The sequence below is a fragment of the Delftia sp. K82 genome (genome assembly GCF_002193035.1).
GTDB lineage: Bacteria > Pseudomonadota > Gammaproteobacteria > Burkholderiales > Burkholderiaceae_C > Comamonas > Comamonas acidovorans.
The window spans coordinates 685050-710745 of record NZ_MYFL01000001.1 but is presented as its reverse complement, the minus strand read 5'-3'; the positions used below and the strand labels follow the sequence as shown (position 1 = coordinate 710745).

The 25696-nt window shown below is 63.3% G+C and carries 26 protein-coding genes and 1 tRNA gene; 1 reads left to right on the top strand and 26 read right to left on the bottom strand.

The window, feature by feature from the left end; translation table 11 throughout:
* Nucleotides 1-5: 5 nt before the first annotated feature.
* The 26 genes from KDK82_RS03170 to rpsO all read right to left on the bottom strand — a co-directional run bounded on the left by KDK82_RS03170 (nucleotide 6) and on the right by rpsO (nucleotide 25032).
* Nucleotides 6-890 carry a branched-chain amino acid ABC transporter permease gene (locus tag KDK82_RS03170; protein ID WP_012206960.1) on the bottom strand — a complete coding sequence of 295 codons (885 nt, stop codon included), beginning with the start codon at nucleotides 888-890 and terminating at the stop codon, nucleotides 6-8.
* Between the two features lie 57 nt (nucleotides 891-947).
* Nucleotides 948-2144: an ABC transporter substrate-binding protein gene (locus KDK82_RS03165; RefSeq protein WP_088163997.1), complete on the bottom strand. Its 1197-nt coding sequence runs from the start codon at nucleotides 2142-2144 to the stop codon at nucleotides 948-950.
* A 99-nt stretch (nucleotides 2145-2243) separates the two neighbouring features.
* Nucleotides 2244-2954: an ABC transporter ATP-binding protein gene (locus KDK82_RS03160; RefSeq protein ID WP_012206962.1), complete on the bottom strand. Its 711-nt coding sequence runs from the start codon at nucleotides 2952-2954 to the stop codon at nucleotides 2244-2246.
* A 1-nt stretch (nucleotide 2955) separates the two neighbouring features.
* Entirely contained in the window at nucleotides 2956-3726 is a 771-nt protein-coding gene (locus KDK82_RS03155; RefSeq protein ID WP_088163996.1) for an ABC transporter ATP-binding protein, read from the bottom strand.
* 613 nt (nucleotides 3727-4339) lie between these two features.
* A complete protein-coding gene (locus tag KDK82_RS03150; protein WP_088163995.1) occupies nucleotides 4340-4849 on the bottom strand; it encodes a DUF1178 family protein in 510 nt (169 codons plus the stop codon).
* A 38-nt stretch (nucleotides 4850-4887) separates the two neighbouring features.
* Entirely contained in the window at nucleotides 4888-5193 is a 306-nt protein-coding gene (locus KDK82_RS03145) for a DUF2818 family protein (RefSeq protein ID WP_012206965.1), read from the bottom strand.
* A 55-nt stretch (nucleotides 5194-5248) separates the two neighbouring features.
* On the bottom strand, nucleotides 5249-6742 hold the full coding sequence (gene nuoN / locus KDK82_RS03140; protein WP_012206966.1) for an NADH-quinone oxidoreductase subunit NuoN: 1494 nt from the start codon (nucleotides 6740-6742) through the stop codon (nucleotides 5249-5251).
* Nucleotides 6743-6766: 24 nt separating this feature from the next.
* On the bottom strand, nucleotides 6767-8242 hold the full coding sequence (locus KDK82_RS03135) for an NADH-quinone oxidoreductase subunit M (protein WP_012206967.1): 1476 nt from the start codon (nucleotides 8240-8242) through the stop codon (nucleotides 6767-6769).
* 16 nt (nucleotides 8243-8258) lie between these two features.
* The gene (nuoL, locus tag KDK82_RS03130) at nucleotides 8259-10316 is read right to left on the bottom strand and encodes an NADH-quinone oxidoreductase subunit L (protein ID WP_174549351.1); all 2058 of its coding nucleotides are present in this window, start codon (nucleotides 10314-10316) and stop codon (nucleotides 8259-8261) included.
* A gap of 29 nt (nucleotides 10317-10345) precedes the next feature.
* Entirely contained in the window at nucleotides 10346-10654 is a 309-nt protein-coding gene (gene nuoK, locus KDK82_RS03125) for an NADH-quinone oxidoreductase subunit NuoK (RefSeq protein WP_012206969.1), read from the bottom strand.
* The gene (locus KDK82_RS03120) at nucleotides 10651-11319 is read right to left on the bottom strand and encodes an NADH-quinone oxidoreductase subunit J (protein ID WP_012206970.1); all 669 of its coding nucleotides are present in this window, start codon (nucleotides 11317-11319) and stop codon (nucleotides 10651-10653) included. The genes nuoK and KDK82_RS03120 overlap by 4 nt, the downstream gene beginning before the upstream one ends.
* Before the next feature lie 34 nt (nucleotides 11320-11353).
* The gene (gene nuoI / locus KDK82_RS03115; RefSeq protein WP_012206971.1) at nucleotides 11354-11863 is read right to left on the bottom strand and encodes an NADH-quinone oxidoreductase subunit NuoI; all 510 of its coding nucleotides are present in this window, start codon (nucleotides 11861-11863) and stop codon (nucleotides 11354-11356) included.
* 11 nt (nucleotides 11864-11874) lie between these two features.
* Nucleotides 11875-12951: an NADH-quinone oxidoreductase subunit NuoH gene (nuoH, locus tag KDK82_RS03110; protein WP_034396575.1), complete on the bottom strand. Its 1077-nt coding sequence runs from the start codon at nucleotides 12949-12951 to the stop codon at nucleotides 11875-11877.
* Complete coding sequence (gene nuoG, locus KDK82_RS03105) at nucleotides 12948-15071, bottom strand: NADH-quinone oxidoreductase subunit NuoG (protein WP_013801063.1); 2124 nt, start codon at nucleotides 15069-15071, stop codon at nucleotides 12948-12950. Before nuoG ends, nuoH begins: the two co-directional genes overlap by 4 nt.
* Nucleotides 15072-15086: 15 nt before the next feature.
* Nucleotides 15087-16445, bottom strand: coding sequence for an NADH-quinone oxidoreductase subunit NuoF (nuoF, locus tag KDK82_RS03100; RefSeq protein ID WP_034396578.1), 1359 nt, complete (start codon nucleotides 16443-16445; stop codon nucleotides 15087-15089).
* The gene (gene nuoE, locus KDK82_RS03095) at nucleotides 16442-16933 is read right to left on the bottom strand and encodes an NADH-quinone oxidoreductase subunit NuoE (protein ID WP_012206975.1); all 492 of its coding nucleotides are present in this window, start codon (nucleotides 16931-16933) and stop codon (nucleotides 16442-16444) included. The genes nuoF and nuoE overlap by 4 nt, the downstream gene beginning before the upstream one ends.
* Nucleotides 16930-18183 carry an NADH-quinone oxidoreductase subunit D gene (locus KDK82_RS03090; protein ID WP_013801061.1) on the bottom strand — a complete coding sequence of 418 codons (1254 nt, stop codon included), beginning with the start codon at nucleotides 18181-18183 and terminating at the stop codon, nucleotides 16930-16932. The genes nuoE and KDK82_RS03090 overlap by 4 nt, the downstream gene beginning before the upstream one ends.
* A 32-nt stretch (nucleotides 18184-18215) precedes the next feature.
* Nucleotides 18216-18824, bottom strand: coding sequence for an NADH-quinone oxidoreductase subunit C (locus tag KDK82_RS03085; RefSeq protein ID WP_043783660.1), 609 nt, complete (start codon nucleotides 18822-18824; stop codon nucleotides 18216-18218).
* 10 nt (nucleotides 18825-18834) lie between these two features.
* Nucleotides 18835-19314: an NADH-quinone oxidoreductase subunit B family protein gene (locus KDK82_RS03080; RefSeq protein WP_012206978.1), complete on the bottom strand. Its 480-nt coding sequence runs from the start codon at nucleotides 19312-19314 to the stop codon at nucleotides 18835-18837.
* 23 nt (nucleotides 19315-19337) lie between these two features.
* Nucleotides 19338-19697, bottom strand: a complete 360-nt coding sequence (locus KDK82_RS03075; protein WP_012206979.1) for an NADH-quinone oxidoreductase subunit A — start codon at nucleotides 19695-19697, stop codon at nucleotides 19338-19340.
* Nucleotides 19698-19770: 73 nt separating this feature from the next.
* Nucleotides 19771-19855, bottom strand: a tRNA-Leu gene (locus tag KDK82_RS03070).
* A 117-nt stretch (nucleotides 19856-19972) separates the two neighbouring features.
* A complete protein-coding gene (secG, locus tag KDK82_RS03065) occupies nucleotides 19973-20365 on the bottom strand; it encodes a preprotein translocase subunit SecG (RefSeq protein ID WP_088163994.1) in 393 nt (130 codons plus the stop codon).
* Between the two features lie 61 nt (nucleotides 20366-20426).
* Entirely contained in the window at nucleotides 20427-21170 is a 744-nt protein-coding gene (gene tpiA, locus KDK82_RS03060) for a triose-phosphate isomerase (protein WP_088163993.1), read from the bottom strand.
* Nucleotides 21171-21172: 2 nt separating this feature from the next.
* Nucleotides 21173-22174, bottom strand: a complete 1002-nt coding sequence (locus KDK82_RS03055; protein WP_083571190.1) for an NAD(P)H-quinone oxidoreductase — start codon at nucleotides 22172-22174, stop codon at nucleotides 21173-21175.
* 122 nt (nucleotides 22175-22296) lie between these two features.
* Nucleotides 22297-24558: a polyribonucleotide nucleotidyltransferase gene (pnp, locus tag KDK82_RS03050; RefSeq protein ID WP_013801059.1), complete on the bottom strand. Its 2262-nt coding sequence runs from the start codon at nucleotides 24556-24558 to the stop codon at nucleotides 22297-22299.
* Nucleotides 24559-24765: 207 nt separating this feature from the next.
* Entirely contained in the window at nucleotides 24766-25032 is a 267-nt protein-coding gene (gene rpsO, locus KDK82_RS03045) for a 30S ribosomal protein S15 (RefSeq protein WP_012206984.1), read from the bottom strand.
* 239 nt (nucleotides 25033-25271) lie between these two features.
* Between rpsO and KDK82_RS33365 the strand changes: the two genes are divergently transcribed.
* A complete protein-coding gene (locus tag KDK82_RS33365) occupies nucleotides 25272-25586 on the top strand; it encodes a hypothetical protein (protein ID WP_088163992.1) in 315 nt (104 codons plus the stop codon).
* The last annotated feature ends 110 nt before the right edge of the window (nucleotides 25587-25696 follow it).

Below are 25696 nucleotides of genomic sequence, written 5' to 3'. Positions count from 1 at the left end.
TCTTGTTATTTCTCTTTGCCGAACAGGCCGGCGGGGCGGATGAGCAAAACGATGACCATGATGAAGAACACCACGGTGGACGAAGCCTCGGGCCAGAAGACCTTGGTCAGGCCCTCGATCACGCCCAGGCCCAGGCCGGTGAGGATGGAGCCCATGATGGAGCCCATGCCCCCGATCACCACCACGGCGAAGACCACGATGATGAGGTTCTGCCCCATCAGCGGCGTGACCTGGTAGACGGGCGCCGCCAGCACGCCGGCAAACGCCGCCAGGGCCGCGCCGAAGGCATAGGTCAGCGTGATCATCACGGGCACGTTGACGCCGAAGGCCTCGACCAGGCGCGGGTTCTCGGTTCCGGCCCGCAGGTAGGCTCCAATGCGCGTCTTCTCGATCATGAACCAGGTGGCCACGCAGACCACGATGGAGGCCAGCACCACCCAGGCGCGGTAGTTGGGCAGGATCATGAAGCCCAGGTTGGTCGCGCCTTCCAGCAGCTCGGGCGTGTCGTAGCCCAGGCCCGAGACGCCGTAGACCGAGCGGAACAGGCCCTCGATCAGCAGCGACAGGCCCAGGGTCAGCAACAGGCCGTAGAGGTGGTCGAGCTTGTAGATCCAGCGCAATAAAAAGCGCTCGATCAGCACGCCCAGCAGGCCCACCAGCAACGGCGACAGCACCAGCATCACCCAGTAGTTGATGTTGAAGTAGCTCATGGCCATCCAGGTGACCATGGCGCCCAGCATGAACAACGCGCCGTGGGCGAAGTTGATCACGTTGAGCAGGCCGAAGATCACCGCCAGCCCCAGGCTGAGGATGGCGTAGAACGAGCCGTTGACCAGCCCCAGAAGGAGCTGGCTCATCAGGCCTGGCAGGGAAACACCAAAGATTTCCATGGGATGCAGCTGTCGTGGTTGGCCGGGTGGCGGTTGGGGGTCAGTGGCGGCGCAGCGTTACTTCCACAGCGCGCACTTGGTCTCGGCCTTGGTGGTCCAGACCTGGTCGGCGGGCAGCGTGGCCACGACCTTCAGGTAGTCCCAGGGCTTCTTGGACTCGGCGGGCTTCTTGACCTCGACCAGGTACATGTCGTGGGCGAAGGTGCCATCGGGACGGATCGAGCCCTTGCCGTAGAAGTCGTCGATGGGCGTGCTCTTGAGGTAGGCCATGACCTTGTCGGCATCCGTGGACTTCACGGCCTGCACGGCCTTGAGGTAGCTGGTCACGGCCGAGTAGTCGGCAGCCTGGATGGAGGTGGGCATGCGCTTGGTCTTGGCGAAGAAGCGCTCGCCGAACTTGCGCGTGGCATCGTTCTGGCCCCAGTACCAGCTGGTGGTGAACTGCATGCCTTCGGTGTTCTTCAGGCCCAGGCTGTGGATGTCGGTCAGGAACACCAGCAGGCCCACGGTCTTCATGCTCTTGTTGATGCCGAATTCCTTGGCGGCCTTGATGGCGTTGATGGTGTCGCCCCCCGCGTTGGCCAAGCCCAGGATCTGGGCCTTGGAGGCCTGCGCCTGCAGCAGGAAGGACGAGAAGTCCGAGGCATTGAGCGGGTGCTTGACGCCGCCCACCACCTTGCCGCCCTTGGCCTTGATCACGGCCGTGGTGTCGTTCTCCAGCGCGTGGCCGAAGGCGTAGTCGGCCGTCAGGAAGAACCAGTCCTTGCCGCCGCGCTCGACCACGGCCGTACCCGTGCCCTTGGCCAGGGCCACGGTGTCATAGGCGTAGTGCACGGTGTAGGGATTGCACTGCTCGTTGGTCAGTGCCGAGGAACCCGCACCGCTGTTGAAGTGCACGCGCTTTTTCTCATTGGCCACCTGCGACACCGCCAGGGCCGTGCCGGAGTTGGTGCCGCTGAACACCAGCGAGATACCTTGCGTGTCCACCCACTCGCGCACCTTGGAGGCGGCGATGTCGGCCTTGTTCTGGTGGTCGGCGCTCAGCAGCTCGATGGGCTGGCCCAGCACCTTGCCACCGAAGTCATCGATGGCCATCTGCATGGCGGTGACGGCGTTCTTGCCTTCCACGTCCGCATACAGGCTGGACATGTCGGTCACGAAGCCGATCTTCACCTTCTCCTGTGCCATGGCAAGCGGGCTGGCCAGGCCGGCCGCAGCCAGCATGCACGACAGTGCGGTCAGTTTTGCTTTCATTGGTGTCTCCTTCGCGTTGATGTCTTGGGTTTTTGTCACAGGGCCATGGCAGGAATGCAGCCGGCGAGCCCCAGGCGCCGGCCACGATGGATATCCGGGTCAAACGCCCAGCAGTTCGTTGAGCACGGGCATCTTGGCCTGCAGCTCGGACGCGCCGAAACGCTCGACCACATGGCCGTGCTCGACCACGTAGAAGCGGTCGGCCAGCGGCGCCGCGAAGTGGAAGTTCTGCTCCACCATGACCACGGTGTAGCCCTTGGTGCGCAGCATGGTGATCATGCGGGCCAGCGCCTGCACGATGACGGGTGCCAGGCCTTCCGAGATTTCGTCGAGCAGCAGCAGCCGCGCGCCCGTGCGCAGGATGCGCGCCACCGCCAGCATCTGCTGCTCGCCGCCCGACAGGCGCGTGCCCTGGCTGTGGCGGCGCTCGGCCAGGTTGGGGAACATGGCGTAGATCTCATCCACGCTCATGCCCGGCTGGCCGGTCTTGAGCGGCGGCGGCAGCATCAGGTTCTCTTCGCACGAGAGGCTGGAGAAGATGCCGCGCTCTTCAGGGCAGTAGCCCACGCCCAGGTGGGCAATGCGGTGCGTGGGCAGGTGGATGGCTTCCACGCCGTTGATCCGGATGGAGCCCTTGCGCGCGCCCGTCAGACCCATGATGGCGCGCAGCGTGGACGTGCGGCCCGCGCCGTTGCGCCCCAGCAGCGTGACCACCTCGCCGGGCTGAACCACCAGGTCCATGCCGTGCAGCACATGGGATTCGCCGTACCAGGCCTGCAGGCCCTTGATTTCCAATGCCGGTGCAGTCATCTCAATGCGCTCCCTGCAACTGGCCGTCGGTGGTGCCCATATACGCTTCCATCACTTGCGGGTTGCGCGAAACTTCCTCGTACGGCCCCTCGGCCAGCACGGCGCCGCGCTGCAGCACCGTGATGCGGTCGGCAATGGTGGAGATCACTTTCATGTTGTGCTCCACCATGAGAATCGTGCGGCCGGCCGAGACCTTCTTGATCAACTGGGTCACGCGGTCCACGTCTTCATGGCCCATGCCCTGCGTGGGTTCGTCCAGCAGCATCAGCTCGGGCTCCATGGCCAGCGTGGTGGCAATCTCCAGCGCGCGCTTGCGGCCATAGGGCAGGTTGACCGTGACCTCGTCGGCCAGATCCTGAAGGCCCACTTCGGCCAGCAACTGCATGGCGCGGTCATTGAGCTGCGACAGGCTCTTCTCGCTGCGCCAGAAATGGAACTCCGTGCCCAGCTTGCGCTGCAGGCCGATGCGCACGTTCTCCAGCAGCGTGCAATGCGGGAACACGGCCGAGATCTGGAAGGACCGGATCACGCCACGGCGCGCAATCTGCGCCGGTGCTTCCCGCGTGATGTCCTCGCCATTGAAACGGATGGTGCCGGAGGTGGGCTCCAGGAACTTGGTCAGCAGATTGAAGCAGGTGGTCTTGCCTGCGCCATTGGGGCCGATCAAGGCATGGATGGAGCCGCGGCGCACCGAAAGGTCCACCTTGCTCACCGCCGTAAATCCCTTGAACTCTTTGGTCAGGTTCCGGGTTTCGAGAATAACGTCGCTCATGTGCGCTTCGCCTGCTCCGTTGATGCTGCCAGCCCCCAACGCGTCGCCAGAGGCTCTGGCGGGCGTTGTACAGGGTCGGACGCATCGTAGGCTTGCCGACGTTGTGCACCGCAGCGGGAAAACGCCTACGTAAGTGCTCCTAAGCACAGGCCCTGCCCCGCACTGCAGCATGCCGCATCAAGCCTGGCCTTCGCAAACAATAGAAGCAACCACTCACACTTGAAATAATCAAGCACACACGGGGCTGTAAGGTGCCGCGGTGATAGGCAGGGCCTAGGGTTCTCCAGCATCTCGACCCGGCGCGGCCCACACGGAAGGCCAGAGCGCTTCCAAAGCGATAGCAAACTACCCTTTTTGCGACTTACAGGGCAGCGGCCAATGTCCGCTGCCTTACGGGAAACACCCAGGTCAGCAATCTCCCTGTGGCCTGCTCAGTCACTATGCGAAAAGCCGCGGATATGCTTGAGTTTGTCGCCTCTTCAATTGAAGGGCGACAAAGTCAGCTGGAGCGCTACTCAATCAATAGCAACAAGCAAAGGCCTGGCCTGGAAATTGCCGATCCATTGCAATGCGGGCAATTGTCGTCGCCAAGACAGCAAGTGCCAATCGCCACTTACTGCAGCGTTTCCTTGCTGCCTTCGGGCAAGGCCAATGGAAGGACGGCAATGCCTTCATCCAGCAATTGCATGGCCTGCTCGGGACTGGCCTTGCCGCGGATGGCACGCTCGTCCGTCTCGCCGTAGTGCATGCGGCGGGCTTCATCGACAAAGCGCTCGCCCACGTCCTCGGTCTGCTGCGCCACCTGGCGCGACCATTTCAGCCAGGCGGCCTGCATGGCCTGCAGCTGCTCGCGCGCCTGGGGCGGCATGGACGGTGAGGGAACGGCTGCCGCACTGGCAGCCGATGCGGCTGCAGCAGGCTCAGCCGCCGCAGTCGGGGGCGAGGCTGCGGGCTTGGCGCCAAGATTGATGCGGGGGGCGCTCAGTCGCTTGGTGATGTCGTTGTGGCCGCAGACGGGGCACAGCACCAGCTGGCGCTGCAGCTGGCCCTGGAAATCATCTTCCGAGGCGAACCAGCCCTCGAACAGATGGCCGTGCGGGCAATGCAGGTCGAGCACTTTCATCACGCACCCCCACCCATGAGACAACCGGCACCGCAGCCTCAGCCGCGGCGGTGAATCAGGAAACGATAGACGAAACCGGGGAAGGCCAGCGTCAGGAACAACGCTCCCGTGACGGCATAGAACTCCCAGCCCTGGGGCGCAATCTGCCCCACACGGCGCTCCAGCAGCAGCGCCACGCCGCCGACGATGAAGTACAGCAGCACCATCTCCAGCAGGCACATGGCCAGCGGCTTGCGCTGGGCGCGCAGCGGCCCCAGCTGCAGCCAGCGGGCGTTGAAGAAAGGCAAATTGGCTGCCACAAGGGCAGCCAATATCACGAGCCAGATCGAAGCGGTTTGCGACAAGCCGATGTCCTCACCGCGGAGCCCTGCGTGCAGGGCCCCGCATCGGGAAAGTGGATCAGGAAGCCAGGGCGCGCACAACGGCGTCGGCGCACAGGGCCATCAGGCCACCCGGCAGAAGGCCCAGCCCCAGCACCAGGGCGCCGTTGAGGGTCAGCACCACGCGCACGTCCAGCGAAGCGGAAACGCTGGTGGCGGTGATGGGTTCGTCAAAGTACATGACCTTGACGACGCGCAGGTAGTAGAAGGCGCCGATCAGCGACATGACCACGGCAAACACGGCCAGCGCGATGTACAGGCTGTGGCCCGATGCCACGAGCGCCTGCAGCACCGACAGCTTGGCGTAGAAGCCCACCAGGGGGGGGATACCGGCCATGGAGAACAGGCAGATCGCCATCACGCCGGCATACAGCGGGCTGCGCTGGTTAAGGCCGGCAAAGTCGGCGACCTCTTCGCTCTCGAAGCCTTCGCGGGCCAGCAGCTGGATCACGCCGAAGGCGGCCAGCGTGGTCAGCACGTAGGTCACCACGTAGAACATGGCCGAGCTGTAGGCGTTCTCGATGGTGGCCGGATCGACCTTGCCATCCACCACACCCGACATCAGGCCCAGCAGCACGAAGCCCATCTGCGAGATGGTCGAGTAGGCCAGCATGCGCTTGAGGTTGGTCTGCTGCAGGCCGGCCAGGTTGCCGACCAGCAGCGAGGCAATGGCAAGCACCGCCAGCATCTGCTGCCAGTCGATGGCCAGCGGCAGCAGGCCGTCCACCAGCAGGCGGATGACGATGGCGAAGGCGGCCAGCTTGGGCGCGCCACCGATCATGGTGGTGATGGCCGTGGGAGCGCCCTGGTAGACGTCGGGAACCCACATGTGGAAGGGAACCACGCCCAGCTTGAAGGCCAGGCCGGAGACCACGAAGACCAGACCGAACACCAGCACCTGGTGCTTGATCTCGCCCGAGTTGATGGCCTTGAAGACTTGGCCGATGTCCAGCGAGCCGGTCGCACCGTAGAGCATGGACATGCCATACAGCAGGAAGCCGCTGGCCATGGCGCCGAGCACGAAGTACTTCATCGCGGCCTCGACCGACGCCGTGTGGTCGCGGCGCAGGGCCACCAGGGCGTAGCTGGACAGCGTCAGCAGCTCCAGGCCCAGGTAGATGACCAGGAAGTTGTTGCCCGAGATCATGATGAACATGCCCAGCAGCGCGAGCATGGCCAGCGTGAACAGCTCGCCGCCGCGAAGCATGTCGCGGTCGGCGGCGTAGGGGCGGCCGTAGACCAGGGTGACCATCATGGCCACGGTGGCGAAGCACTTGAGCCAGTTGCCCATGGCGTCGGAGACCACCATGTTGCCCCAGCCATAGAAGGTGTTGCCACTGGAGGCGTACATGCCTTGCAGCACGGCCACCACGCCCAGGGTCAGCAGCGTCAGAACATAGGTGCCCGTGCGGCGCGGGCTTTTGACGCCCAGGTCCACCAGGGCGATCACGCAGGCCATGACCAGGAGAAGGATCTCCGGATAGATGGCCAGCCAGCTGATGTTGTCAATCATCTCGATTCTCTCGTTTCAGTCTGGTCACTGCAGCTTGCTCATGGCCACATGCTTGAGCAGCTCGGCCACGGACACATCCATCACGTCAGTGAAGGGCTTGGGATACAGACCCATGTACAGCACGGCGATGGCCAGCAGACCCAGCACCAGGAACTCGCGGTTGCCGATGTCGGTCAGGCCGCGCACATTGTCGTTGGTGACCGGACCCAGGTAGACGCGCTTGTACATCCACAGGGTGTAGGCGGCGCCGAAGATCAGCGCCGTGGCAGCGCCCAGGCCGATCCAGAAGTTGTACTGGACGGCACCCAGGATCACCATCCACTCGCCCACGAAGCCGGCCGTTGCGGGCAGGCCGCAGTTGGCCATGGCGAACAGCAGTGCGAAGGCCGCGAACTTGGGCATGGTGTTGACCACGCCGCCGTAGGAGGCGATTTCACGCGAGTGCACGCGGTCGTAGAGCACGCCGATGCACAGGAACATGGCGCCCGACACGAAGCCGTGGGCAATCATCTGCACGATGCCGCCGGCAACGCCCAGCGGGTTGAAGATGAAGAAGCCCAGGGTCACGAAGCCCATGTGGGCCACGGACGAGTAGGCCACCAGCTTCTTCATGTCCTTTTGCACCAGCGCGACCACACCCACGTAGATCACGGCGACCAGCGACAGCGCGATGACCAGCCAGGCCCACTTGTGCGAGGCATCGGGTGCGATGGGCATGGAAAAGCGCAGGAAACCGTAGGCACCGAGCTTCAGCATGATGGCAGCCAGCACGGCGGAGCCGCCGGTGGGTGCTTCCACGTGCACGTCGGGCAGCCAGGTGTGCACCGGCCACATCGGCACCTTCACGGCGAAGGCCGCGAAGAAGGCGAAGAAGATCAGCGTCTGGGCCGTCATGGACAGCGGCAGCTTGTGCCAGTCGAGGATCTCGAAGCTGCCACCGGACTGGGTGTACAGATAGATGATCGCGATCAGGGTCAGGAGCGAACCCATCAGCGTGTACAAGAAGAACTTGAAGGCCGCGTAGATGCGGTTGGGTCCGCCCCAGATACCGATGATCAGGTACATCGGGATCAGCGTGGCTTCGAAGAACACGTAGAACAGCAGGCCGTCCAGTGCGCTGAACACGCCGACCATCAGGCCGGACAGGATCAGGAACGCGCCCATGTACTGGTTCACGCGCTCGGTGATGTTTTCCCACGACGCGATCACGACGATCACGGTGATGAAGGCCGTCAGCGGCACGAACCAGAACGAGATGCCATCCACGCCCAGGTGGTAGTAGATGTTGAAGCGCTCGATCCACAGCGCCTTCTCCACGAACTGCATCGCAGCCGTGCTGTTGTCGAACTGCTGGATCAGCGGCAGCGTGACCGCCAGGCCGGCCAGGGCGCCGACCAGGGCCAGCCAGCGCACTGCCTTGACCTGGTCCTCGCGGCCCAGGGCCAGCAGGAGGGCGCCGAATGCGATCGGCACCCAGATTGAAAGACTCAACCAATGCATTTTTGTTCTTCCTCTACTACTTGTTGAGCCACACGAAATACGTCATGAGAGCGAACACGCCCAGCAGCATGACCAACGCGTAGTGATAGAGATAGCCCGACTGCAGCTTGCGCACCCACTGGCCGATGCGGCCGATGAGCTTCCACGAACCGTTGACGATGGCGCCATCGATGATGGCCTGGTCGCCGACCTTCCAGAAGAAGCTGCCGAAGGCGCGTGCACCACGGGCGAAGATGTTTTCGTAGACCCAGTCCACGCCGTACTTGCCTTCCAGTGCCTGGTAGACACCGATCTTCTGCATGGCCGACTTGATGGCCGCAGGGACTTCGGGCTTGACCATGTAGAACAGGTAGGAGACGACGACGCCTGCCAGTGCCAGCCAGAACGGCGCGGCCGTGAAGCCGTGCAGTGCCATGGGCACCCAGCCGTGGATCTTCTCGGCCAGTTCGGCCATGGCGCCGTGCTTTGCGCCATCGACGTGGATCACGCCCTTGAAGAAGTCACCGAACAGCATGGGCATCAGCGCGATGGCACCGATCACCACCGAGGGGATGGCCAGCAGCATCAGCGGACCGGTCACGACCAGGGGCGACTCGTGCGGCTTGGCATCGTGGCCATGGCCGTGGTGGTCGTCATGGGCATGATGGTCATCGTGACCGTGGTGGTCATCGTGGTGCGCGTCCGGGTTCTGGTCGTAGCGCTCCTTGCCGTGGAAGACGATGAAGTACAGGCGGAAGGAGTAGAAGGCCGTGATGAACACGCCGGCCAGCACCGCAAAGTTCGCGAAGCCTGCGCCCGGCAGGTTCGTGGCGTGCACGGCTTCGATGATGGCGTCCTTCGAGTAGAAGCCCGAGAAGAACGGCGTACCGATCAGAGCCAGGTTGCCCAGCAGGAAGGTGATCCAGGTGATGGGCATGTACTTGCGCACGCCACCCATCCAGCGGATGTCCTGGTTGTGGTGCATGCCCATGATCACCGAGCCGGCGCCAAGGAACAGCAGGGCCTTGAAGAAGGCGTGGGTCATCAGGTGGAACACGGCCACCGAGTAAGCGGAGGCGCCCAGGGCCACGGTCATGTAGCCCAGCTGCGACAGCGTGGAGTACGCGATCACGCGCTTGATGTCGTTCTGGATGATGCCCAGCACGCCCATGAACAGCGCCGTGATGGAGCCGATCACCAGGATGAAGCTCAGTGCCGTGTCCGACAGCTCATACAGCGGCGACATGCGCGAGACCATGAAGATGCCGGCCGTCACCATGGTGGCGGCGTGAATCAGTGCCGAGATGGGGGTCGGGCCTTCCATCGAATCGGGCAGCCAGGCGTGCAGCGGGAACTGTGCCGACTTGCCCATGGCGCCGATGAACAGGCAGATGGCCGTCACCGTCACCAGCAGCCAGCCGGTGCCCGGCAGCAGGGTGTTCTGGATCTCGGGCAGCTTGGCGAAGATTTCGCCGTAGTTCATGGTGCCGGTGTAGGCAGCGATCAGGCCGATGCCCAGGATGAAGCCGAAGTCACCCACACGGTTGACCAGGAAGGCCTTCATGTTGGCGAAGATGGCCGTGGGCTTGTTGTAGTAGAAGCCGATCAGCAGATAGGACACCAGGCCCACGGCTTCCCAGCCGAAGAACAGCTGCAGCAGGTTGTTGCTCATGACGAGCATCAACATGGAGAAGGTGAACAGCGAGATGTAGGAGAAGAAACGGTTGTAGCCGTCATCTTCCTGCATGTAGCCGATGGTGTAGATGTGCACCATCAGCGACACGAAGGTCACCACGCACATCATCATGGCCGTGATGCTGTCGATCAGGAAACCGACCTCCATCTTCAGGCCGCCGATTTCCATCCAGGTGTAGATGGACTGGTCGAAACGCGCGCCGTCGAAGATCACGCTGTTGAACGTGATGGCCGACAGGATGAAGGCGATCAGCACGCCCGCGATGGTGAGGGTATGGCTGCCGCCGCGACCGATCTTGTTGCCGCCGAAGGCCGTGCCCCAGATGCCCGCGAGCACGGAGCCCGCCAGCGGTGCCAGCGGCACCGCCAGGAGCATGGATGCAGAGAGTGTTTGACTCATTCTTAAGAACCTTGCAAGTTACGGCGGACTCAACCCTTGAGGGAGTTGAGATCTTCCGCATTGATGCTGGTCTTGTTGCGGAACAGAAGCACCAGGATCGCCAGACCGATGGCCGACTCGGCGGCTGCCACTGTCAGGATGAAGAACACGAACACCTGGCCGTGCATGTCACCCAGATAGCTGGAGAACGCCACGAAGTTGGTGTTGACGGCCAGGAGCATCAGCTCGATGGCCATCAGCAGCACGATCAGGTTCTTGCGGTTCAGAAAAATGCCAACGACGGAGAGCGCGAACAGCATGGCGCCCAGCGTCAAATAATGGCCCAAAGTCAACGTCATGCTTTTGTCTCCACGGCGGGGGTTGCCTCGGCGGCCGGTGCCTGCGGCGCCTGGGTGACCGGCACCTTGACCAGCTCGAGGCGATCCTTTGCGCGCACGCGGATCTGCTGGGCCGGGTTCACTGCCTTGCTGTCCTTGCGCTTGCGCAGGGTCAGGGCGATGGCGGCAATCATGGCCACCAGCAGGATCACGGCAGCGATCTCGACGGGGTACAGGTATTCGGTGTACAGCAGCTTGCCCAGGGCCTGGGTGTTGGAGTACTGCACGGTCTGGCCGGCAGCGTTGACCGTGGCCGCAATGGCCTTGGGCTCCTCGACGCCGCTGAAGCCGCCCATCAGCACCATGCCCATTTCAAAGGCAATCAGTGCACCGATCAGGGCAGCGAAGGGGAAATGCTTCCAGAACCCCTGGCGCACGGCGTCGATGCGGATGTCCAGCATCATCACCACGAACAGGAACAGCACCATCACGGCGCCCAGGTAGACCAGCACCAGGGTCACGCCCAGGAACTCGGCCTTGAGCAGGAGCCAGATGCCGGCAGCCTGCGAGAAGGCCAGGATCAGGTTGAGCACGGCATGCACGGGGTTGCGTGCCGTGACGACCCGGAAGGCTGCAAACAGCAGCACGACCGAGAACAGATAGAAGAAACCAGTTTTGGCGTCCATGGATCGAATCTTTTCAAGTGATCAAGGAGCCGCTTCAGCGGTACTTGGCGTCCGCAGCCTTGGCGGCGGCAATCTCGGGTTCGTAGCGATCGCCAACGGCCAGCAGCATGTCCTTGGTGAAGTACAGGTCGCCGCGCTTTTCTCCGTGGTATTCGAAGATATGCGTCTCGACGATCGAGTCCACCGGGCAGCTTTCCTCGCAGAAGCCGCAGAAGATGCACTTGGTCAGGTCGATGTCGTAGCGCGTGGTGCGGCGCGAGCCGTCGTCACGCACATCGGACTCGATGGTGATGGCCATGGCCGGGCACACCGCCTCGCACAGCTTGCAGGCAATGCAGCGCTCTTCGCCGTTGTCATAACGGCGCAGGGCGTGCAGTCCGCGAAAACGCGGCGACAGGGGTGTCTTTTCCTCGGGGAACTGCACCGTGACCTTGCGGCGGAAGGTGTAGCGGCCAGTCAGGGCCATGCCCTTGGCCAGTTCCCAGAGCATGAAGCTCTTGAGGAAATCTTTGATCGAAAATGGGGTAGCAGCAACCGCAGACATTCTTGCTCCGCTCAGTTCCAGATGTTCCAAGGCGAGTGCATCCAGCCACCCACGACGACCAGCCACACCAGGGTGACGGGAATGAAGATCTTCCAGCCCAGACGCATGATCTGGTCATAGCGAAAGCGCGGGAAGGTGGCACGGATCCAGATGAACATGGACACGACCAGGAAAGTCTTCGCCGCCAGCCAGATCCATCCGGGGATGAACGACAGGAAGTCGAACGGAGGCAGCCAGCCGCCCAGGAACATGATCACGCCCAGGATGGACACCAGCCACATGCTGGCGTACTCGGCCAGGAAGAAGATGGCAAAGCCCATGCCCGAGTACTCGACCATGTGGCCGGCCACGATTTCGGCTTCGCCTTCGACCACGTCGAAGGGGTGGCGGTTGGTCTCGGCCACGGCCGAGATCAGGTAGACCACGAAGATCGGCAGCAGCGGCAGCCAGTTCCACGACAGGACACTGGCACCCATGCTGGCGAACTGGCCCTGGCCCTGGCTCAGCACGATCTGCGTCAGATTCATGCTGCCCGTGACCATGATCACGACCAGGAAACAGAAGCCCAGCGCGATTTCATAGCTGACCATCTGTGCCGATGCGCGCAGCGCGCCCAGGAAGGCGTACTTGGAGTTGGAGGCCCAGCCCGCAATGATCACGCCATAGACTTCGATGGAAGTGATGGCCATGATCAGCAGCAGGCCGGCGTTGACGTTGGCCAGCGCCACTTCGGGGCCGAAGGGGATCGCCACCCATGCCGCCAGGGCGGGCATGATGGCCATCACCGGGCCCACGTAGAACAGGCCCTTGGCGGCAGCCGTGGGCTGGATCAGTTCCTTGGTCAGCAGCTTCAGGCCGTCGGCCAGAGGCTGCAGCAGACCGAAGGGACCCACGCGGTTGGGACCCATGCGAACCTGCATGAAGCCCAGCAGCTTGCGCTCCCACAGCGTCAGGTAGGCCACGGCGCCCATCAGCGGGGCGACGATGGCAACGATGCCCAGCAGGATCCAGAGCACGGGCCAGGCCACGTCGGTCCACCAGGGGGCGGCGATCAGGCCGGCACCGGCCGTCTTGAGTGCGTCAATCATGCGGCGCCTCCCTCACGAGCCTGACGTGCATCTGCCGTCAGTTGCAGCGATGTCGCGCGGCGCACGATGCTGTCGAGCTGATAAATGCTGGCCACCACGGGCGCGGCATGGCCGGCACCGTTGGCGATGGAATTCACGGCAGGCGCACCGTTGCCCAGCAGGTTGGCTGGCACGCTGGTGGCAGCGGCGGTGGCGGCTGCGAGCACGTCCTGCGACGTCTCGTAGTCCACGCCCTGCACGCCCAGCAGGTTGGCCAGCACGCGCAGCACCTTCCAGCCCGGACGGGCTTCGGCCAGCGGCTTGACCACGGCGTGGAAGCTCTGCAGGCGGCCTTCGGCATTGACGAAGCTGCCCGAGGTTTCCGTGAACGGGGCGATGGGCAGCAGCACGTCGCTGAATTCCATGTTGGCCTTGAAGGGGCTCAGGGTCACGACCATCTCGGCCTTGCCCAGTGCCTCTGCGGCGCGGGCGCCGGCAGCGGAGTCGAACACGGGTTCGTTGTTCAGCAGCAGCACGGCCTTGAGGCCGCCGGCCAGCATCTGGCCTGCGTTCAGGCCCGAGGCGGCAGGCTGTGCACCCACCCACTGTGCACCCACCGTGTTGGCGGCTTCGGTCAGGTAGCCGACCGAGGCACCGGTCTGCTCGGCAATCCAGTTGGCCAGCGACAGCAGGGTCGATGCCTGTGCGTGGTGCGCAGCGGCATTGCCCAGCAAGATGGCCTTGCGCTCGCCGCGCAGCAGCGCGGCAGCGATGGCCTGGGCCTCGGCATGCACGTCGGCGGCGGCCACGGGAGCGGCAACGCCCTTTTCCTGCGCCACGGCGGCGGCCACATCGGCCAGCGCCTGGGCCCAGTCCGGGGCAGCCACGATGGACGCCGTCACCGGCATGGCCCAGTCGTAGACACGCTCATTGATGGCGAGCACGGCGCAGCCCTGCTTGGCAGCCTGGCGGATGCGCTGCGCGAACAGCGGATGGTCCTTGCGCAGGTTGGAGCCCAGCACCAGGACGCCTTGCAGCTTGGACAGCGACGCGATAGGCGTGCCCAGCCACTGCACGCCCTGGGCGGCGGTGAACTCGGCATTGCGCAGGCGGTAGTCGATGTTCTCGCTGCCCAGGCCACGCACCAGCTTGCCAGCCAGGTACAGCTCTTCCAGCGTGCTGTGCGGGCTGACCAGCGAACCGATGGCGGATGCGCCATGGTCATTCTTGATCTGGCGCAGGCCGTTGGCCACGTATTCGAGGGCGGTCTGCCAATCGACTTCCTTCCACTCGCCGCCTTGCTTGAGCATGGGGCGGGTCAGGCGTTCGTCGCTGTTCAGGGCTTCGTAGGAGAAGCGATCGCGGTCGGCGATCCAGCACTCGTTGACCTCTTCGTTCTCAAAGGGCACGACGCGCAGAACCTTGTGGTTCTTGACCTGGACGATGAGGTTGGCACCCGTGGAATCATGGGGCGAGACCGACTTGCGGCGCGACAGCTCCCAGGTGCGGGCGCTGTAGCGGAAGGGCTTGCTGGTCAACGCGCCCACGGGGCAGATGTCGATCATGTTGCCCGACAGCTCGGAGTCCACCGTATCGCCCACCACCGTGGTGATCTCGGAGTGCTCGCCGCGGTTGATCATGCCCAGCTCCATCACGCCGGACACTTCCTGTCCGAAGCGCACGCAGCGGGTGCAGTGGATGCAACGGCTCATCTCCTGCATGGAGATCAGCGGGCCCACGTCCTTGTGGAAGACCACGCGCTTTTCTTCCTCGTAGCGCGAGGCGGAGCTTCCGTAGCCCACGGCCAGATCCTGCAGCTGGCATTCGCCGCCCTGGTCGCAGATCGGGCAGTCCAGCGGGTGATTGATGAGCAGGAACTCCATCACCGATTGCTGTGCCTTGATCGCCTTCTCGCTCTTGGTGCGCACGATCATGCCCTGCGTCACGGGCGTGGCGCAGGCGGGCATGGGCTTGGGGGCTTTTTCCACATCCACCAGGCACATGCGGCAGTTGGCGGCGATGGAAAGTTTCTTGTGATAGCAGAAATGCGGGATGTAGGTGCCTGCCTTCTCGGCTGCATGCATGACCATGCAGCCCTCGGCGACCTCCACCTTCTTTCCGTCCAGTTCAATTTCAACCATATGCTTTTCTCGCGATCAGGCGGCGTGGACCGTCTGCTTGGAAGCGTTCTGGATCTTCGCTTCAAACTCGTGGCGGAAGTGCTTGATCATGGCGCGCACCGGCATCGCTGCCGCATCGCCCAGCGCACAGATCGTGCGCCCCATGATGTTCACGGACACCGAGTCCAACAGCTCGATGTCTTCAGGACGGCCTTCGCCGTGCTCGATTCGGTTGACCACGCGCCACAGCCAGCCCGTGCCTTCGCGGCAAGGGGTGCACTGGCCGCAGGACTCGTGCTGGTAGAAGTAGGACAGGCGCAGCAGGCTCTCGACCATGTCGCGCGAGTCGTCCATCACGATCACGGCGCCCGAGCCCAGCATGGAGCCGGCCTTGGCGATGGAATCGTAGTCCATCGTGCATTCCATGATGATGTCAGCCGGCAGCACGGGCGAGGACGATCCACCGGGGATCACCGCCTTGAGCTTGCGGCCCGTGCGCACGCCACCGGCCAGCTCCAGCAGCTTGCTGAAGGGCGTGCCCAGCGGCACTTCGTAGTTGCCGGGCAGGTTCACGTCACCGCTGACCGAGAAGATCTTGGTGCCGCCGTTGTTGGGCTTGCCGCACTCCAGGTACGCAGCGCCGCCGTTGCGGATGATCCAGGGAACGGCCGCAAAGGTTTCGGTGTTGTTGATGGTGGTCGGCTTGCCGTACAGGCCGAAGCTGGCCGGGAACGGCGGCTTGAAGCGCGGCTGGCCCTTCTTGCCTTCCAGCGACTCCAGCAGCGCCGTCTCTTCGCCGCAGATGTAGGCGCCGAAGCCATGGTGCGCGTGCAGCTGGAAGCTGAAGCTGCTGCCCATGATGTTGTCACCCAGGTAGCCGGCAGCGCGGGCTTCTTCCAGCGCGGCCTCGAAGCGCTCATAGGCTTCGAAGATTTCGCCGTGGATGTAGTTGTAGCCCAGGGAGATGCCCATCGCGTAGGCGGCGATGATCATGCCCTCGATCACGATGTGCGGGTTGTGCACCAGGATGTCGCGGTCCTTGCAGGTGCCAGGCTCGCCTTCGTCCGAGTTGCAGACCAGGTGCTTCTGGCCCGGGAACTGGCGAGGCATGAAGCTCCACTTCAGGCCCGTGGGGAAACCTGCGCCGCCGCGGCCGCGCAGGCCCGATTCCTTGACGGTGGCAATCACCTGGTCCTGGGTCAGGCCTTCGCTGCCATCCTTGCCCAGGATCTTGCGCAGCGCCTGATAGCCGCCGCGTGCCTCGTAGTCCTTGATGGACCAGTTGGCGCCGGTCAGGTCGGCGTAGATCTGCGGATTGATGTGGCGGTCGTGAAAGCAGGTCTCGCTGCCCGAAGAGGCAAACTTGGCCAGGACCGATTGTGCGGCGGCGTTCATGCCTTGCCCTCCGCGGCGCGCAGGCCGTCGATCAATTCGTCGAGCTTCTCGTTGCTCATGAAGCTGCACATGCAGCGGTCGTTCACCAGCATCACCGGCGAATCCGCGCAGGCGCCCAGGCACTCGGACTGCTGCAGCGTGAACATGCCGTCAGGCGTGGTCTCGCCCATCTTGATGCCCAGGCGGGATTCCAGATGGTGCAGCGCCTTGTAGCCGTCGCGCAGCTGGCAAGGCAGGTTGGTGCAGACGTTCAGCTTGTACGTGCCCGTGGGGCGCTGGTTGTACATGTTGTAGAACGTGGTGACTTCATGCACCGCGATCTCGGCCATGCCCAGGAACTCGGCAATCACGGCCTCGCTCTCGGCGCTGACCCAGCCCTGCTCCTGCTGCACGATGGACAGGCAGGCCATCACGGCAGACTGCTTCTGGTCGGCCGGGTACTTGGCCACCTCGCGCGCAAAGCGCTCCTTGGTCGCTTCGGTAATCATCGGTCAACGTCTCCAAACACGATGTCCAGGGTACTCAGCACCATCACGGCGTCGGCCAGCATGTGGCCTCGGCACATTTCGTCCATGGCGGACAGATTGGCGAATCCCGGCGGACGGATCTTCAGGCGGTAGGGCTTGTTGGCCCCATCGCTCACGATGTAGATGCCGAACTCCCCCTTGGGGTGTTCGATGGCCGCGTAAGCCTCGCCTTCGGGCACGCGGAAACCTTCGGTGAAGAGCTTGAAGTGGTGGATCAGCTCTTCCATGTTGGACTTCATGCCTTCGCGCGGCGGCGGAGCAATCTTGTGGTTGTCCACGATCACCGGGCCCGGGTTGGCACGCAGCCAGTCCACGCACTGCTTGATGATGCGGTTGGACTGGCGCATTTCGGCCACGCGCACCAGGTAGCGGTCGTAGCAGTCGCCGGTCTTGCCCACGGGCACGTCGAAGTCCATGCGGTCATAGACCTCATAGGGCTGCGACTTGCGCATGTCCCAAGCCACGCCGGAGGCACGCAGCATGGGGCCGGTCAGGCCCAGGTTCATGGCACGCTCGGCCGTCACCACGCCGATGTCCACGTTGCGCTGCTTCCAGATGCGGTTGTCGGTCAGCAGGGTCTCGTACTCGTCGGCGCACTTGGGGAAGCGCTGCGTGAAGTCGTCGATGAAGTCCAGCAACGAGCCGTGGCGGTTGCGGTTCATGATCTCGACCGAGCGCGCATTGCGCACCTTGCTGGCCTTGTACTGCGGCATGGTGTCGGGCAGGTCGCGGTAGACGCCGCCAGGACGGAAGTAGGCCGCGTGCATGCGAGCGCCCGAAACCGCCTCGTACATGTCCATGAGATCTTCGCGCTCACGGAAGGTGTAGATCAGCGTCGTGGAGCTGCCCGCATCGTTGCCGCTGGAGCCCAGCCACATCAGGTGATTCATGATGCGGGTGATCTCCGAATACATCACGCGGATGTACTGGGCGCGGATGGGCACCTCGATGCCCAGCAGCTTCTCGATGGCCAGGCAGTAGGCGTGCTCGTTGCACATCATGGACACGTAGTCCAGCCGGTCCATATAGGGCAGCGACTGGATGTAGGTCTTGCTCTCTGCCAGTTTTTCTGTCGCACGGTGCAGCAGACCGATGTGCGGGTCTGCGCGCTGCACCACTTCACCGTCGAGCTCCAGCACCAGGCGCAGCACGCCGTGCGCTGCCGGGTGCTGCGGACCAAAGTTCAGGGAATAGTTCTTGATTTCAGCCATGGTCGTCCATCAAAAAGGCGCCTGGAGCGCCTTCAGTGCAGGCCCCCGTAGTTGTCTTCGCGGATGATCCGCGGCGTGATCTCGCGGGGCTCGATGGTGACCGGCTGGTACACCACGCGCTGTTGCTCGGGGTCATAGCGCATTTCCACATGGCCCGACAGCGGGAAGTCCTTGCGGAAGGGATGGCCGATGAAGCCGTAGTCGGTCAGGATGCGGCGCAGGTCGTCATGGCCGTCGAAGACGATGCCGAACAGGTCGAACGCTTCGCGCTCGAACCAGTTCGCACCCGCCCAGACGGAAGTGACGGAAGCCACCACCGGGAAATCGTCGTCGGTGCAAAAGACACGAACGCGCAGGCGCTGGTTCAGGCTGATCGACAGCAGGTGGGATACCACGGCAAAGCGCGGGCCTTCACGCCCGACTTCTGCATAGGTGGAGTAGTCCACGCCGCACAGGTCCACCAGGACCTCGAACCGGCAATCCGGGGCGGTGTGCAGAACCTGCATGGCCTCCAGATACTGGGCGGCGGACACTTCGACCGTCACTTCGCCCAGGGCCACGGTCACGCTGCGCGCCTTGTCGCCCAAGGCAGCAGCCACCACATCCCGAAGCACTTCGGGGTGAATCGCAATAGCAGTCATCATCTAGCCCTTAGACGCGAGCGATGGTATGGGTGCGGCGGATCTTCTGCTGCAGCTGGATGATGCCGTAGATCAGGGCTTCCGCCGTGGGGGGGCAGCCAGGCACATAGACATCGACCGGCACGATGCGGTCACAGCCGCGCACCACGGAATAGCTGTAGTGGTAGTAGCCGCCGCCGTTGGCGCACGAGCCCATGGAGATGACCCAGCGGGGCTCGGACATCTGGTCATAGACCTTGCGCATGGCGGGCGCCATCTTGTTGCACAGGGTGCCGGCCACAATCATCAGGTCCGACTGCCGCGGGCTGGCACGGAAGACTTCCGAGCCAAAGCGACCGATGTCGTAACGCGCCGCCGCAGCGTGCATCATCTCCACCGCGCAGCAGGCCAGACCAAATGTCATGGGCCACAGCGAGCCCGTCTTGGCCCAGTTCACCACAGAGTCGTAACTCGTGGTGATGAAGCCTTCTTTCATCACGCCTTCGATCATCGTGTTTCCTTAGTGAACCCGCTTCAGTCCCAGTCCAACGCACCCTTCTTCCATTCGTAGACAAAGCCCACGACGAGAACGGTCAGGAAAATAAGGACAGCGGCGAAACCAGCCCCACCCACGTCCCGAAGCGCAACGGCCCAGGGCAGCAGAAAGGCGATTTCCAAATCAAACAGGATGAACAGGATGGCGACGAGGTAGTAGCGCACATCGAACTTCATGCGCGCGTCTTCGAAGGCCTCGAAGCCACATTCATAGGGGGAGTTCTTGGCGGCATCGGGCCGGTTCGGACCCAGCACATACCCCAGTACCAGGGGGACTACGCCGACACCCATGCCGACGAGAATGAACAAAAGAACGGGAAGATACTGGTCGATGTTCATCGTGTGCGGCTACCTTGAAAGGCATGCCCGCACCGATCAGCCTGATCAGCAGGGCAGGCTCTTAGTTATATCTTGGTGCCGTCGGCGAGACTCGAACTCGCACAGCTTTCGCCACTACCCCCTCAAGATAGCGTGTCTACCAATTTCACCACGACGGCAAGTCTTGATTTCGGCTGGCTCTTTATCTCCGTTGCAAAGATTCCGCCTACCGAACAATCTCTAGATTCTACTCTGAAAAACCCTCGGACCCGGAGGACCGAGGACTTTGTTCGAAATTATTTCGTGGGGATCTGGGCGGCGCCTTCAGCACCGGCAGCAGGCGCCTGGCCTGCAGCAGGAGCAGGCACTTCGCCAGTAGCGCCAGAGGCCGCAGGAGCCGGCGCCGTGATGGGTGCGGCACCTTCCAGCACGCTGCCCGAGCTGACGGGACGCGCATTGCTCAGATAGGCCAGCGCCAGTGTGGCCACGAAGAACACCGTGGCCAGGCCTGCCGTGGAGCGCGACAGGAAGTTGGCGCTGCCCGAGGCACCGAACAGGCTGCCGGAGCTGCCGCTGCCGAACGAGGCGCCCATGTCGGCACCCTTGCCGTGTTGAATCAGGATCAGGCCGATCATGCCGAGAGCCGACAGCATCTGAACGGCGAGGATCACGCTTGCGAATGCATTCATTGGTTGTACCTGCTAGTAACGCGAGAGCTAAAAAAGCGAATGGAAAAACCGCCCCGGCTTACTAGGCCGCAGCGATGATGGTCAGGAAATCGGCCGCCTTGAGCGACGCTCCGCCCACCAGGCCACCGTCAATGTCGGCCTGGGCCAGCAGCTGGGCTGCATTGGAGGCATTCATGCTGCCGCCGTACAGCAAGGCGATGCGATCGGCCTGCTGGCTGGCAGCCGCCAGCTGGGCGCGCAGCACGGCATGCACCTGCTGGGCCTGCTCCGGCGTGGCGGTCCTGCCGGTGCCAATGGCCCAGACGGGCTCATAGGCCACGACCAGCTCATTGATGCACTGACCCACCTGGTGGATCACGGCCGCCAGTTGGCGCTTGACCACTTCTTCGGTCTGCCCCGCCTCGCGCTCCGCCAGCGTTTCACCCACACAGACGATGGGCGTGACGCCCTTGGCCAGCGCAGCCTGCGCCTTCAGCGCCACCACGGCATCGGTTTCGCCATGGTATTGGCGGCGCTCCGAGTGCCCCACCAGCGTATAGCGCACGCCAAAATCCCGAAGCATTGCGGCCGACAGCTCGCCCGTATAGGCACCCGATTCATGCTGCGACACGTCCTGCGCGGCCACGCCGATGGCCGAGCCTTCAAGCTGGGCCCGGGCCTGGGCCAGATAGACGGCAGGCACGGCCACAGCCACGCCCGCATTGCCCCCCTCGGGCAGACCCTCCTTGAGGGCCTTGAGCAAAACGGCATTGGCAGCCAGGCTGCCATTCATCTTCCAGTTGCCGACGATGAGTTTCTTCTTCATGGTTACCACGTCAAAACGATTTTGCCGGTGTGCTGACTCGACTCCATCAGCGCGTGCGCCTTGTCGGCATCAGCGGCAGCAAAGGTGCTATGGATCACAGGACGAATGTCGCCTGCCTCGATGAGCGGCCAGACCTCGCGGCGCAGGGCCTGGGCGATGGCTGCCTTGAAAGCCACAGGCCGCGGACGCAGTGTGGAGCCCGTCACCAGCAGACGGCGACGCAGGACCAGGCCCGCGTCGAACTCTGCCTTGATGCCACCCTGCACCGCAATGATGACCAGGCGGCCATCCTCTGCCAGGCTTTGCACTTCGCGTGCCACATAGCCACCCGCCACCATGTCAAGGATCACGTCCACGCCCCTGCCTTCGGTGATGCGCTGCACCTCCGCGGCAAAGTCCTGCGTACGGTAGTTAATGGCATGGTCGGCACCCAGCTTGAGGCAGTCGGCGCACTTGGCATCGGAGCCAGCGGTCACGATGACCGTGGCGCCGCGCGCCTTGGCCAGCTGGATGGCCGTCACGCCGATGCCGCTGCTGCCACCCTGCACCAGCAGGGTTTCACCCGCCTGCAAGGCACCGCGGTCGAACACATTACTCCAGACGGTGAAGAAGGTCTCGGGCAATGCCGAAGCCTCCACCTCGCTGAGCCCTGCCGGAATGGGCAGGCACTGGGCCACGGGCGCAACGCAGTACTCCGCATAGCCACCACCGGCCAGCAGCGCGCACACGCGGTCTCCCACGCGCAGGCCTGCCAGCCGCATGGCTTCGTCGTCGCCCGACACGATCACCCCAGCCACTTCCAGCCCGGGCAGATCGGAGGCGCCAGGCGGCGGAGCATAGTGCCCCTTGCGCTGCAACACATCAGGGCGATTGACACCACTGGCCGACACCTGGATCAGCAACTCCTGCGCACCCGCAACGGGCAGCGGACGCTCGCCCAGGCGCAATACCTCGGGAGCACCAAAGTCCGTGAGCTCCACGGCACGCATGATTTGCTTTTCCATCTTTCGACCTCGCAATCCCTGTCAAAAATGCCACAAGCGCTGAACAGGTCAGCGCTTTTTGCCAGTCACCACATGCACCTGCAAGGCCACCCCCCCTTTTGGGGAATGGGCCTTGCCGGGCATTACTGCTGCTGTTGCTGTTGCTGCTCGCCCTCGGCAGCCGGACGGCCGCCGTCACGGGGCTCGCGGGGTTCACGCGGCTCGCGGAACTCGCGCTGCTGGCGGGGCTCACGCGGCTGGCGGAACTCACGCTCGGCAGGCGCGGGGCGCTCGCTGCGCTCCATGCCGGCAGGACGCTCGGTCAGCGCCTTCAGCGACAGCTTGACACGACCCTTTTCGTCGGTCTCCATGACCTTGACCTTGATGATCTGGCCTTCCTGCAGGTAGTCGGCGACGCGCTCCACGCGCTCGTGGGCAATCTGGCTGATGTGCAGCAGACCGTCCTTGCCGGGCAGCAGGTTCACGAGAGCACCGAAGTCCAGGATCTTGGTGACCGGGCCTTCGTAGATCTTGCCGATTTCGACTTCGGCCGTGATCTCTTCGATGCGGCGCTTGGCTTCGTCGGCCTTGGCGGCATCGCTGGAAGCGATGGTGATGGTGCCGTCTTCGCCGATGTCGATCTGCGTGCCGGTCTCTTCGGTCAGTGCACGGATGGTGGAGCCGCCCTTGCCGATCACGTCACGGATCTTCTCGGGATTGATCTTCATCGTGTACAGCTTGGGAGCGAAGGACGAGATCTCGGCCTTGGCTTCGCCCATAGCTTCCTGCATCTTGCCCAGGATGTGCATGCGCGCTTCCTTGGCCTGGGCCAGGGCGACCTGCATGATTTCCTTGGTGATGCCCTGGATCTTGATGTCCATCTGCAGCGCAGTGATGCCGCTGGTGGTGCCAGCCACCTTGAAGTCCATGTCGCCCAGGTGATCTTCGTCACCCAGGATGTCGGTCAGCACGGCGAAGCGGTTGTCTTCCTTGATCAGGCCCATGGCGATGCCGGCCACGTGGGCCTTCATCGGAACGCCTGCATCCATCATCGAAAGGCAGCCGCCGCAGACCGAAGCCATGGACGAGGAGCCATTGGACTCGGTGATTTCCGACACCACGCGGATGGTGTAGGGGAATTCTTCCTTGCTGGGCAGGCAGGCCGCCAGGGCGCGCTTGGCCAGACGGCCGTGGCCGATTTCGCGACGCTTGGTCGAGCCCATGCGGCCCACTTCGCCGGTGGCAAAGGGAGGCATGTTGTAGTGGAACAGGAAGCGGTCCTCGAACTCGCCAGCCAGCGCGTCGATGCGCTGCGCGTCGCGCTCGGTGCCCAGCGTGGACACGACCAGGGCCTGCGTCTCGCCGCGCGTGAACAGGGCCGAGCCGTGCGTGCGGGGCAGCACGGAGTTGCGGATTTCGATGGGGCGCACGGTGCGCGTGTCACGGCCGTCGATGCGCGGCTCGCCGGCCAGGATCTGGCTGCGAACGATGCGTGCCTCGATGTCGAACAGCATGCCTTCGACCTTGACGCCGTCGAACTCCACGCCCTGGGCCGTCAGGCCGGCCTTCACGGCGGCGTAGGCTTCGCGGCAGGCTTGCGTGCGGCTTTGCTTGTTGCGGATCTGGTAGGCCGTGCGCAGGGCTTCGTCGCCCAGTGCCGCCACCTTGGCGATCAGCTCTTCATCCTTGGCGGGAGCGACCCAGTCCCAGACGGGCTTGCCGGCTTCGCGCACCAGTTCATGGATAGCTTCGATGGCGATGCGGCCTTGCTCGTGGCCAAAGACCACGGCGCCCAGCATCACGTCTTCAGGCAGTTGCTGCGCTTCGGACTCCACCATCAGCACGGCGGCTTCGGTACCGGCCACGACCAGATCCATCTGCGAATCCTTGCGCTGGGTCTGGCCGGGGTTGAGCACGTACTCGCCATTGATGTAACCCACGCGGGCAGCACCGATGGGGCCATTGAAGGGAATGCCCGACACGGACAGGGCAGCCGAGGTGGCGATCAGGGCGGCGATGTCGGCATCGACTTCGGGGTTCAACGACACGGTGTGGATGACCACGTGCACGTCGTTGTAGAAACCCTCGGGGAACAGCGGGCGGATCGGGCGATCGATCAGGCGGCTGGTCAGGGTTTCGAGTTCGCTGGGCTTGGCTTCGCGCTTGAAGAAGCTGCCGGGGATCTTGCCTGCGGCGTAGGTCTTCTCGATGTAATCGACGGTCAGCGGGAAGAAGTCCTGGCCGGACTTGGCCTGCTTGGACGCCACCACGGTGGCCAGCACCACGGTGTCATCGATGTTGACCAGCACGGCGCCGGAGGCCTGGCGGGCGATCTCGCCGGTTTCCATGGTGACCGTGTGCTGGCCCCACTGGAAGGTCTTGGTGACTTTGTTGAAGATGGACATTGTTGCTCCTTTGGAATGGGTGGACCGATGCACTCATCGGGCCATGATGGAGAGCAATTCAGAACACGATGCCATTCCAGTGCTGGATTTACTGCTATCAAATCAGCAGCACTGGAATGACACAGCTTCGCTCTGTCTTGCATTCTCCGAAGTAAAAAACGCCTGAGCTAGACAGGCTAACTCAGGCGTTTTGATCTCCCACCGTGCTTACTTGCGCAGGCCCAGCTTGGCGATCAGTGCGGTGTAGCGATCAGCGTCCTTGGACTTGAGGTAGTCCAGCAGCTTGCGACGACGGCTCACCATGCGCAGCAGGCCGCGACGACCGTGGTGGTCCTTGGCGTGTTGCTTGAAGTGAGGGGTCAGCTCGTTGATGCGTGCGGTCAGCAGAGCCACTTGCACTTCTGGGCTGCCAGTATCGTTGGCAGAGCGTGCGTTGGACTTGACGACTTCAGCTTTCACGGAAGATGCGATCATTTTTTTTCCTTTGAAATTGGCCCCTCACAGACAAAAGCAGGGAGGCAGCCTTGGTTACTTGCGCCGGGACTGGAAAGGCCCCGACGTGCGTCTTGCACCATGCAAAACCCTGGGATTATAACAAGCGCGCCCAGTCCAGCATCCACACATGCTTTGTGACCCCATGCCATGTCGGCCGACAGCCCGCCCAGAATGCCGCAAAACCTGCAGACATTCATAGATCACGGGAGGGCAACACCATGGCGACGCGTTTTTCATTCACTGCTGCAACCTGGCGCGCACATCGGCAGCAATGCACCCTGCTGTGCCTGGTCGCGGCCCTATGCCTGGCCCTACCGGCCCAGGCGAGCCCTCACCGCTCCGACACATCGGCTGCGCAAGGCGCCAAGCGCAAAAAAGGCGGACAGCGAGTCCGTATTCCAACCCAGCGCAGCAGTTCCGAGGAATCGCCCGAACAACGCGACAAGCGGCTGTACCGCGAATGCCAGGGCCGGCACAACGCCGGGGCATGCGCCGGATATACCCGGCCGCCACCCGGCAGACAGCAGCGCTGAGCGTTCTCCCAACAAAAACAGTCCTACCCCGGAGTCCGATAGCGACAAAGCCGGCAATACCTTGTCACCGTTGGATTTTTTGACGCATCGTCATGCCGGGTGACCCTGCA